Annotated in this window: 1 protein-coding gene; it reads left to right on the top strand. The window is 48.9% G+C overall.

The window, feature by feature from the left end; translation table 11 throughout:
- Nucleotides 1–1140 (top strand): heavy metal translocating P-type ATPase (locus R8N28_RS26205; RefSeq protein WP_318183782.1); only part of this gene is annotated, 1140 nt, incomplete at both ends.

Genomic DNA, 1140 nt, shown 5'->3' with positions numbered 1-1140 from the left:
CAGCTTCAACCTGGGGACGTCATTGAAGTGGCACCTGGCGGTCGTTTGCCAGCTGATGGTGTATTGATGACGACGTTAGCCAGCTTTGATGAAAGTGCATTGACCGGTGAATCAGTTCCTGTTGAGCATGAAGAAGGCGGGAAAATCATGGCGGGGGCTGTGGTAGTCGATAAAGTAGTGCAGGTGCAAGTGACCTCCCGCCAAGGTGAAAATGCCATTGACCGCATCCTTCATTTGATTGAAGAAGCTGAATCGCGCAAAGCGCCGTTAGAACGATTCCTCGATAAATTTAGTCGCTGGTACACGCCACTTATGATGCTGGTGTCTCTTGCCGTTATCGTTACGCCACCATTACTGTTCGCTCAACCTTGGGAAACATGGGTGTACCGTGGTTTGGCATTGCTCTTAATCGCTTGTCCTTGTGCCTTGGTTATTTCAACGCCTGCTGCGATTACGTCGGGTCTGGCTGCTGCGGCACGCCGTGGTGCATTGATCAAAGGTGGGGCAGCACTTGAGTTGCTTGGCAAAGTGGAGTCGGTCGCGTTTGATAAAACAGGCACGTTGACACAAGGTAAACCGCAAGTAACAGACGTGGTGAGTTATGATGTAACAGAAGAAACGCTACTGAGTTTAACGGCTTCTATCGAGATGGGGTCAAGCCATCCTTTAGCGGTTTCATTAGTGAAGCGGGCTGAAGAACAAGGCGTTTCGATTCCTGAGGCAAGTGATAAAACTGCTCAAGTCGGCTCTGGTGTAACAGGTTTGGTGAACGGTAAATTAGTGCAAGTTATTGCACCATCAAAAGCGGACTTCCCTGTTTCTTCGAAAGTTGAACAACGTGTTATTGAACTGGAAGAACAAGGCAAAACCGTGGTTATCGTTCGTCACGATTACGAAGTTATTGGCGTGATCGCGTGGCAAGATACTCTTCGTCAAGATGCTCAACAGGCAATCGCCACTCTGAAAATGTTGGGTGTGAGTTCTGTGATGTTGACGGGGGACAACCCACGCAGTGCAGAAGCGATAGCCCATCAAATTGGTTTGGATTACAAAGCGAGCTTGTTGCCTGCCGATAAAGTGCGTTATGTGGAACAACTTTCTACTGAGCACACGGTTGCGATGGTTGGTGATGGTATTAAC

It is taken from the genome of Vibrio sp. Vb1554 (genome assembly GCF_033344235.1).
Note: the sequence above shows the minus strand (reverse complement) of the source record. Positions and strands in the feature narration are given on the sequence as shown.